The sequence below is a fragment of the Flavobacteriales bacterium genome (assembly GCA_019694795.1).
Taxonomy (GTDB): domain Bacteria; phylum Bacteroidota; class Bacteroidia; order Flavobacteriales_D; family UBA2798; genus UBA2798.
Genome location: JAIBBF010000079.1, coordinates 1 through 9,019, shown reverse-complemented (window position 1 = coordinate 9,019; position 9,019 = coordinate 1). Strand labels below are relative to the sequence as shown.

Here is a 9,019-nt window from a genome sequence, read left to right as displayed (position 1 = left end):
ATGATTGTAAGCCCCGCCACCGGTAATAAAAACAGTCCCTTTTTCGATAGACCGAAGGGAATATGCTATTTGCTGAGCACAATGTTCTACACAGGTGCGTAAAAGATTTTCTGTAGGTTCCTGATACGTGTTAAGCAGAGGTAAAAAGCTTTCTTCGAACCACTCCCTTCCCAATGATTTGGGTCCATCTACCCGATAAAAACTGAGTTCATTTAATTCCTTCAGTAATCCAGGAATTAATTTTCCGCCTGCTGCCATTTCCCCGTTCGCATCATAAGGTTTTCCTAAGCGCTCCGCCAAAAAATTAAACACCATATTGGCAGGTGCAATATCACTGGCTTTTCGTTCCCGGCCAATTTCTCCACTCCAATTGGCAATTCCGCCAATATTCAGGCACACTTCATACTTGCCAAAAAGCTCCCGATCTCCCAGCGGAACCAAAGGGGCGCCTTGTCCGCCCAAGGCAATATCGGTCGAACGAAAATCACAAACCACGGGAATACCGGTTTGTACCGCAATATGAGCACCGTTACCAATTTGTGTGCTGAATCCTAAATCCGGTCGGTGAAATACTGTATGACCATGCGATCCTATCAGTTCGCAATGAAGTTGTTTACTTTTTAAAAATGCTGCAGCTTGCTCGCCCATCCATTTTCCAAGAGCGGCATCTTCCTCCATCAATGCAGCCCCATTAAGATTCATCAGGTGTTTTAAGCGTTCTTGCCAGGGAGCAGGATAGGGAATGGTTTGACCCGCAATAAGTTCAAATTGCGTTTCTCCTTCTTCGAAAAACCTACACAAAGCCAGGTCCAATCCATCCAGAGAGGTACCCGACATCATCCCTAATACTAAACTTGCTTTCACCGTTAATTTCTTATTGGCAAAAATCACGATAAAAATTCTATTTTTGTCGACCTCTAACGAAATATTATAGCATATGGATTTTCAACTGACCGAAGAACAAAAGGCCGTACGTGATGCAGCAAGAGATTTTGCTCAGAATGTATTGAAACCGGGAGTAATCGACCGCGACCGTGAAATGCGTTTCCCTAAAGACGAGATTCGTCAATTGGCCGAACTTGGTTTCATGGGTATGATGGTGGATCCTAAATACGGCGGTGGTGGAATGGATACTGTTTCCTACGCTTTAGCCATGGAAGAAATTTCGAAAGTGGATGCCTCTGTTTCGGTATGTATGTCGGTAAACAATTCACTGGTTTGTTGGGGACTCGAAACATTTGGAACAGAAGAACAAAAACAAAAATACCTGGTACCTCTTGCCAAAGGAGAAAAAATCGGAGCATTTTGTTTATCCGAACCTGAAGCCGGTTCCGATGCTACCTCACAGCGAACCACCGCAATCGAAAAGGATGATCACTATTTGTTGAACGGTACAAAAAACTGGATTACCAATGGTGGTTCAGCATCTGTATACCTGGTAATAGCGCAAACCTATCCAGAGAAAGGTCACCACGGAATTAATGCTTTTATTGTTGAACGTGGAATGGAAGGTTTCACCGTAGGTGCTAAGGAAGATAAAATGGGTATCCGTGCTTCTGATACGCATACATTACTTTTTAACGATGTTAAAGTTCCAAAAGAAAACCGCATCGGCGAGGATGGATTTGGATTTAAGTTTGCCATGAAAACGTTGAGTGGCGGACGTATCGGTATCGCTGCACAAGCTTTGGGAATTGCAGCAGGAGCTTACGAACTGGCATTGGCTTATTCCAAAGAGCGTAAAGCATTCGGTAAACCTATTTGCGAGCATCAGGCTATTCAGTTTAAACTTGCAGACATGGTCACAGAAATTGATGCTGCTCGCTTGTTGGTTCATAAAGCAGCAATCGATAAGGATAATCACGATAACTACGATACTTCCGGAGCAATGGCAAAATTATTTGCTTCGCGTGTAGCGATGTGGGTAACTACAGAAGCCGTACAAGTACACGGTGGTTACGGTTACGTAAAAGAATACCATGTAGAGCGTTTAATGCGCGATGCAAAAATTACTCAGATTTATGAAGGCACATCGGAAGTACAAAAGATTGTCATTTCACGTGCTGTGATTAAAGGATAATTGAATATTATTTTAGAATAAAAAAAGTCCCGGTGTATATCGGGACTTTTTCATTTATAAAACTTCACTTAATCGTTCAAGTTTCATTCCGCGTGAACCTTTCACCAGTATATGCGTGTTTTCGATGGGGTTTGATTTTAAATAAAGCATCGCCTCATCGGTAGTTGCAAAGTGAACTTTGTTTTTTATTTCGGGCAGATTACCGAAAATGGGTCCCACAAAAATTCCATTTAAATTTAATTCCTCCGTCAACGAGACAATGTTCCAGTGTTCCTTTTCAGAAGCGTCGCCCAGTTCGAGCATATCGCCAATGATAAAGCGTTTATTTCCGGCCTGCATTTCAGCAAAATTTTCCAATGCTACTTTCATGCTGCTGGGATTTGCATTATAAGCATCCATGATTAACACATTCGTTCCTTTTTTTACGATTTGCGAACGGTTGTTTTCAGGCAGGTATTTTTCCAGACCATGTTTTATCTGCTCCCTGGTTAAACCGAAATATTTACCAATAGCAATGGCCGCCATGGCATTATCGAAATTGTATTTTCCGATGAGTTGTGTCGTAATAAAAAGGGATTGATTATTTTCTATCCATTCTAATTTTAAAAAGGGATCAGCGCCAAGATTTTTACCCTGTACAAAAAAATCTGCTTTACTACCATACACCAAACGGTCGGCATGTTCTGCCATTTCCATTAAAACAGAAGAATCGCCATTCACAAATAATTTTCCTTGTTGCGATTTTAAATAATCAAACAATTCGCCTTTTCCTTTTTTAATGCCTTCTTCTCCGCCAAATCCTTCAATATGTGCTTTTCCAATATTGGTAATAAGTCCGCAGGTAGGATGAGCAATTGTACACAACGCTTCTATTTCTTTTTGGTGATTGGCGCCCATTTCTATAATGGCAAATTCATGATTTGCGTTTATTTCTAAAAGCGTAAGCGGAACACCAATGTGATTATTTAAATTTCCTTTCGTAGCCAGTGTTCTGAATTTTTCGCTGAGCACGGAATGAATTAATTCTTTAGTGGTGGTTTTTCCATTGCTTCCTGTAAGTGCAAGAACGGGAATGGAAAGTTGATCACGATGTTGTTGTGCCAATTGTTGCAAGGCTTCCAAAACATCTTTTACCAGAAACAACCGGTCGTTTTTTGGAAGAGTAGGATCGTCCACCACTGCCATTGCCGCACCTGCTTCCAATGCCTGCAATGCAAATTGATTAGCATTGAAATTGGGTCCTTTTAAAGCGAAAAAAATGGAATCCTTTTCAATTTTCCGGGTATCGGTAGAGATTTTTGGATAGGCTAAAAAATGACGGTATAAGGCTTCGATCATAGTATGATTTATTGCACTCAAATTTCACGAATAGTGCGATACTCTATAAGGAGTAAGAAAAGATTTGTTAACAGGATAATTTGAAGATCCGGTTATTTTACGCGGAGTTTTTGTCCGATGCGCAAAATATCGTTTCTGCCGATGCCATTTAGAGAGCAAAGCTTATCAATGGTGGTTCCGTTTGCTTTGGCAATTTTACCCAGATTATCGCCCGATTTAACAGTGTAATACTTGGATCCTTTCCCAGCAGGAGGAACTTGTTTGGCAACCACCTGATCGGCTCCGGAATTTCCAACACCTGATTTAGGTTGTGTATTTTTTCTGGAAACCGCTCTATAATCGAACATGCCGGGATGGATGAACAGGTTCTCATTTTTCAATACCTGATTGTCGAAGTCAATGATTTCGTAGGGATCAAAAGCATTATCGTAAAAACGGGTTTCAAAATGAAGATGCGGACCATAGGACCGGCCTGTATTTCCTCCTAATCCAATCACTTCTCCGGAATGGACTTCCTGATCTACGGCAACATTAATTTTGCTGAGATGGGCGTAATAGGTTTCAAGACCGTTATGGTGACGAATAATCACCAGGTTTCCGAATCCGCCTTTATTGTATTGTGCGTAACGTACTCTTCCGGAAAATGCTGCTTTAACGGTATCACCAACATTAAGGTCAATATCCACACCATGGTGAAAACGAGAACCGCGGTATTTAAATTTAGAGAGTACAGCCCCTTTACAAGGCATGGTAAATTTATTGTAAGTAGTGTCCACCGTACACATCCAAATAGTGTCGTTTAGTCGACTAATATCATTTTCGTAGGTAAATGGTATTTCGGTGTACCAGGTAGTTTTAAATTGTAGCGAAGTATCCTGTGTCACAATAGTGTGCAGGTACTCGTTCATAACCCCGTTAAAGTTCTGGGACGAAACATACATCCATGTTTTGTCGGCAAACAGGATAATCGTACTGTTGTTCAAACGAAGAGTGTCAACAATTTCACGTCCTTCGAAGGTTTCTCCTCCTTGCGCCCAAATCCCCGAAACAGTTCCGGTAAGAAAAAAGAGAGCAAGCAGAATCCTTTTTACAAATTCTGTCATTTCGTGCTTTTGGAGCGGTTTTACAATTCCTTTGCGCCTATGAAATTAACCAATAAATCCCGAAAGAAGTCCTAAAAATCTGTTAAAATATCCCCAACGGTGTTTTTGTTTCCTTTTAAGTTGTTGGTTTTTAATCGCTTAATGGATTAACTTTTTTTGAAGGTTTCCAATAAAATCCGGGCTGCTTCAAAGGGAGAAAGTGTAGAATTGATAATGGCGTTCCGGATTTCAGGCATTTTTTTCTCAATCACCGGGTGATGAAAAAAGTCGTGATAGAGTTGTTCTTCAAGACTTTGGCGAAACCAATAGAGGTTTTGTTCGGTTCTGTTTTTCTGAAAATAGCCATTTGTCAGGCTCAGGTTGCGGAATTCCTCAATCCGTTGAAGGATGAGCTCAATATTTCGTTTTTCGAGCGCGCTGCAAGTTTCAACTCTGGGTGTCCATCCCGACTCGGCAGGGGGGAAGAGGTGTAGGGCTGCGGCATATTCGGCCTTGGCTTTTTGGGCAAGTGGATTATTTCCACCATCATCTTTATTGATAATTAAAAGATCGGTCATTTCCATGATTCCCCGCTTAATTCCCTGCAATTCATCTCCTCCTCCGGCAATGAGAATTAACAGAAACATATCTACCATCGAATGCACCTGAATTTCGCTTTGTCCCACACCTACTGTTTCAACCAGGATCATGGTATATCCGGCAGCTTCACAAAGGATCATGCTTTCGCGGGTTTTTCGTGCAACACCACCCAATGCTCCACCGGAAGGAGAGGGACGAATAAATGCGTTGAGATCGGCCGATAGTTCTTCCATTCTGGTTTTGTCGCCCAGAATACTTCCTCTATGCAATGCGCTGGTTGGATCAATAGCCAGAACGGCAATTTTATTTCCCTGTTCGGTTAAATGTTTTCCGAAGGCTTCAATAAATGTACTTTTCCCTGCACCGGGTACACCGGTGATGCCTAAGCGAAATGCATTACCGGAATGGGGTAAACAGAGAGAAAGCAATTGAGAAGCAAGTGGAAAATGTTCTTCTTTTTCACTTTCTATCAGTGTAATTCCTCGTCCCAATGCAACACGGTCTCCCTTTCGGATGTCCTGAAACAATTGCTGAACATCTTCAAAAGCAGGAGACTTCTTTCGTTTAAAGTTTTCGTTGATATGGTGACCACCCTGATCTGTCATGCTTCAAAAATAGCAATTAAGCTTAGAGATTTTTGTATCTGTTTTGCCATGCGGTATCCTGAATATCGTTGAAAAAGCGAAACATGTCCTCTCCAAGAATAAAATCACTGATGGTGGTAAGTTTATATTCCTTCATCAGAAACTGACGCTGCGGAAGTGAAGGTCCGTAATACAAGGCTGCCCACCCGGAATCTTGTCGCAAATTTGCATTAAAAGGATCGCGTTTATAACGGACACGCCAAACCAGGTCGGTTAGAAGTGGACAATAATACCCCAGGTATTTTTTGTTGTTCTGGCTATAATATTCAAAATCAGAAAAGCAATGTGCAATGCCATGATCCAGCATCAGATTTTTATTCATCGGGTTAGCGGGAGAACTTTCTTCACCTGTGACCTGCATAATGAATTGATCGATGGTTAAAAAGGTGCTGCGCGATACTTTTCCGTTGAGCTTATAAACTACCGCAAGCGTCATGGGTTGCGAATTGATGGAATGCGTGAGCGATAATCCGAAAACAACTTCGTCGTAAGGAGCGTTTTCAGCAGTAGAATGAGGTATTTTTCCATGGGGAATTACCATGGAGGTGAACAACACAAATATCAACAGGATTCGAATCACGCTGCAAAAGATACAAAAACAGCGCCATTCATTTTTTGGATTTAAACAAAAAGAAAAGAGCCGAGGAAAAGACGATGAAAACAATGAGGAAAGGCCAAATGGTTTCTGCTAAAAAATAACTGCATAATAAAGCAGGAATAAAAAATATGGCCAGCAAGTGAAACAGGCCTTGATATTTTGGGTTAGAGATAATGGATCAGCGATTAAAAAAGTGAGTCTTCTGTGGTTCCACTACCGCATCTAGACGAATATCAAAAGGCTCCACATTTTCGATGGCATCTACCGGAGGGAAAAGGCAAAGCCCAATCTTTTTGGTTTCAGGTCTGCATTTCGATAAAAAGCGATCGTAAAATCCTTTTCCGTAACCCACGCGGTAACCGTTCATGTCGAAACAAAGCATGGGAACGAGTACCATATCGAAACAAGAAGGATCAATGATTTCCCCTTCTACAGGTTCAGGAATACTTAAGCGGTTTACTTTAAGCTTCGTGTGTAAATCGTAGCGAATATGCGTCATTTCTCCCGTTTCGAAATCGCTGCGGGGTACTGCCAATTTTACGTTGGGATATTCTTTTAAAATCTGGTTGATGAAAAAGAAAGTATTGACCTCATTGTTTTTGGTAATCGAAAGGAATATGTGCAAGCATTCTTCCGACAATTTAAAATTGCGGAAAAACTGAGATGCAATCGCCTGACTACGGTCTTCTACCTGACCCGCAGAAAGACTTTTCATCTTTGCAAGATATTCTGTTCTAAGATCCGATTTTACCATTCGGGTAAACTGAAAATTTCAGTGCAAAGAAAATCAATTGAAAGGAAAGATTTCGCTTAAAAGGCAGAAGGAAAAGCAGTGTTTTTCAACAAAATGAGAGAAAAAATGCAAGAAATAGTGGAAAAGTTATTTGTTGAGATGAGGTAAAATTCCCATTGCAGCACTTTGCATTTCCGATTCGTTAATTTTTTCAGCTTGTTCCAAGGCGTGATTAAAACCCAGAATCAGCAAATCTTCTAATTCTTCAGCATCGCCTTTTAATAAAGAAGGATCTACTTTAATCCCGGTAACTTTTCGGTTGCCGTTCATCGTAACAACTACTTTGTTATTTCCGGAAACACCATCCACTGTAATCGAATTCAGCCGGTGTTTACTCTCATCCATCTTTTGCTTCATTTGCTGAAGCTGGTCCATCATATTGCCAAACATGAAAACTGGTTTTTTACAAAAATAGGAAAATTTGGAATTTCAAAACTCAGTATATTTCGCTATATATCTGTTTTAATATTTCCGAAACTTTTTCAAAACCATATTTATCTAAAATACTTTTTCTAATGTTCTCAGCATCATACCGGCTATAATTCGTTAACATGTGTTGAATAGCCGCAATTAATTCAGCTTGTGAACCGGGTTGAATGAGAATACCGTTTTCTGGATCGACAAATTGTTCAGGTCCGCCACACCGTGTTGCAATTACCGGAATACCTGATGCAATTGCTTCTGCGGTGACCATCGAAAAGGTTTCATGAAAGGAATTCATGATTAAAAAATCGGAAGAGGAAATTTCATGTAAAGTGTCTTCGTTTTTTAGTCTTCCCAAAAATTGAACTTGTAGTGAATGAAAGGTTAATTGACCAGCCAATAATTTTAAATGCGATGCATCTTGTCCGTCGCCAATAATTACTAATTGCGAATTTTCAGGGAATTCAATTTGTGAACAAGCCTCTAATATTCCTGAAATATTTTTTATTTTATCTACTAAATCGGCAACCACAACGATTCTTATTCCATTGTGAATTGAGTTCTTTTTCTCGCTAAATTCAATAACGTTTGGAATGATTTTTACTCCTTGAATTGAAAATCGATTTTCAATTGATTCTTTTAAAGGTTCAGAAACTGCGCTTATCAATTTTGCTTTATGAAATGCTTTCGATAAATCTTTCTCCGGTATTAATCCTTTTTTTTCATTGCGCAAAAATCCGCTCCAGTGCTCAGTAATCAGCATGGGTTTTTCATGAAAAAAGTAATCCGAAGCCAATGCGTTTTTTCCGCACACCTGTAAATGGAGCAAGTCGAATTCGCCAATCATTTTAATGGCTTTTTTTACGGACTGAAAATACCTGAATTTCCGTGTCCAAAGAAAAACCGAACGTTTAATGGTAATTGAAATGATACGAGGATTTCCTTCCTGAATTTCCACCCGGAACTTTTCTTGATTCTGTTTTGAAGTTCGAATATAGAGTAGTGTTACCTGATGATTTACTGCGGCAGCTCTTGCATGTTTTTCAATAAAAACACCCAGTTGAGGGTCCTCCGGATTCGGATACCACTCGGTAAACATCAGTATATGTAAAGGCTTATTCAAAAAAAAAAGTCCGGCAATCAACTTACCGGACTTAAAACTACAAAAAGAGAAGTTTATTTTACAATAAATCTGCCGGTGATTCGGTTTGTACCGTTAGCAACCGAATAAAAATATATTCCGGGCGATAATTCAGTTGTATTCATTTCAAACAAGCCGGAATTTCCATTGGTTGGAATAACCTGAATGATTTGTCCGCTGAGGTTGATGATTTCAATCTGAGAGATCTCACTTTCATTTTCCGGAATTTGGATATGTAAAACATCTTCTACCGGATTTGGCCAGGCATTAATTTTAATAAACTGACCTAAATCTAGTATACCAACATTACCTCCACTCAA

At 40.1% G+C, this 9,019-nt stretch carries 10 protein-coding genes; 1 reads left to right on the top strand and 9 read right to left on the bottom strand.

Going from position 1 to position 9,019, the window contains the following annotated elements; all coding sequences use genetic code 11:
- The coding region (locus K1X56_13970; protein ID MBX7095824.1) for an anhydro-N-acetylmuramic acid kinase at window positions 1–891 on the bottom strand (891 nt) is incomplete at its 3' end.
- 46 nt (window positions 892–937) lie between these two features.
- Between K1X56_13970 and K1X56_13965 the strand changes: the two genes are divergently transcribed.
- Window positions 938–2,080, top strand: coding sequence for an acyl-CoA dehydrogenase (locus K1X56_13965; protein ID MBX7095823.1), 1,143 nt, complete (start codon window positions 938–940; stop codon window positions 2,078–2,080).
- Between the two features lie 54 nt (window positions 2,081–2,134).
- On the opposite strand, the gene K1X56_13960 is transcribed toward K1X56_13965, so the two are convergent.
- The 8 genes from K1X56_13960 to K1X56_13925 form a co-directional block, all read right to left on the bottom strand.
- Entirely contained in the window at window positions 2,135–3,418 is a 1,284-nt protein-coding gene (locus tag K1X56_13960; protein ID MBX7095822.1) for a UDP-N-acetylmuramoyl-tripeptide--D-alanyl-D-alanine ligase, read from the bottom strand.
- A gap of 92 nt (window positions 3,419–3,510) precedes the next feature.
- Window positions 3,511–4,521 carry a peptidoglycan DD-metalloendopeptidase family protein gene (locus tag K1X56_13955; GenBank protein MBX7095821.1) on the bottom strand — a complete coding sequence of 337 codons (1,011 nt, stop codon included), beginning with the start codon at window positions 4,519–4,521 and terminating at the stop codon, window positions 3,511–3,513.
- 146 nt (window positions 4,522–4,667) lie between these two features.
- Window positions 4,668–5,705 (bottom strand): methylmalonyl Co-A mutase-associated GTPase MeaB, encoded by a 1,038-nt coding sequence (gene meaB / locus K1X56_13950; protein ID MBX7095820.1) that lies wholly within the window; start codon window positions 5,703–5,705, stop codon window positions 4,668–4,670.
- Between the two features lie 22 nt (window positions 5,706–5,727).
- Complete coding sequence (locus K1X56_13945) at window positions 5,728–6,324, bottom strand: hypothetical protein (GenBank protein ID MBX7095819.1); 597 nt, start codon at window positions 6,322–6,324, stop codon at window positions 5,728–5,730.
- Window positions 6,325–6,520: 196 nt separating this feature from the next.
- Window positions 6,521–7,057: a 5-formyltetrahydrofolate cyclo-ligase gene (locus tag K1X56_13940; GenBank protein MBX7095818.1), complete on the bottom strand. Its 537-nt coding sequence runs from the start codon at window positions 7,055–7,057 to the stop codon at window positions 6,521–6,523.
- A 165-nt stretch (window positions 7,058–7,222) separates the two neighbouring features.
- Window positions 7,223–7,525, bottom strand: coding sequence for a YbaB/EbfC family nucleoid-associated protein (locus K1X56_13935; protein ID MBX7095817.1), 303 nt, complete (start codon window positions 7,523–7,525; stop codon window positions 7,223–7,225).
- A gap of 46 nt (window positions 7,526–7,571) precedes the next feature.
- On the bottom strand, window positions 7,572–8,657 hold the full coding sequence (locus K1X56_13930; GenBank protein ID MBX7095816.1) for a glycosyltransferase: 1,086 nt from the start codon (window positions 8,655–8,657) through the stop codon (window positions 7,572–7,574).
- A gap of 77 nt (window positions 8,658–8,734) precedes the next feature.
- A partial coding sequence (locus tag K1X56_13925; GenBank protein ID MBX7095815.1) for a T9SS type A sorting domain-containing protein occupies window positions 8,735–9,019 on the bottom strand: 285 nt, incomplete at its 5' end.

Excerpts from the sequence above, each read along its gene's own strand:
- K1X56_13965 (MBX7095823.1), top strand. The coding sequence starts at position 938 with ATGGATTTTCAACTGACCGAAGAACAAAAGGCCGTACGTGATGCAGCA.
- K1X56_13960 (MBX7095822.1), bottom strand. The coding sequence starts at position 3,418 with ATGATCGAAGCCTTATACCGTCATTTTTTAGCCTATCCAAAAATCTCT.
- K1X56_13955 (MBX7095821.1), bottom strand. The coding sequence starts at position 4,521 with ATGACAGAATTTGTAAAAAGGATTCTGCTTGCTCTCTTTTTTCTTACC.
- meaB (MBX7095820.1), bottom strand. The coding sequence starts at position 5,705 with ATGACAGATCAGGGTGGTCACCATATCAACGAAAACTTTAAACGAAAG.
- K1X56_13940 (MBX7095818.1), bottom strand. The coding sequence starts at position 7,057 with ATGAAAAGTCTTTCTGCGGGTCAGGTAGAAGACCGTAGTCAGGCGATT.
- K1X56_13935 (MBX7095817.1), bottom strand. The coding sequence starts at position 7,525 with ATGTTTGGCAATATGATGGACCAGCTTCAGCAAATGAAGCAAAAGATG.
- K1X56_13930 (MBX7095816.1), bottom strand. The coding sequence starts at position 8,657 with ATGTTTACCGAGTGGTATCCGAATCCGGAGGACCCTCAACTGGGTGTT.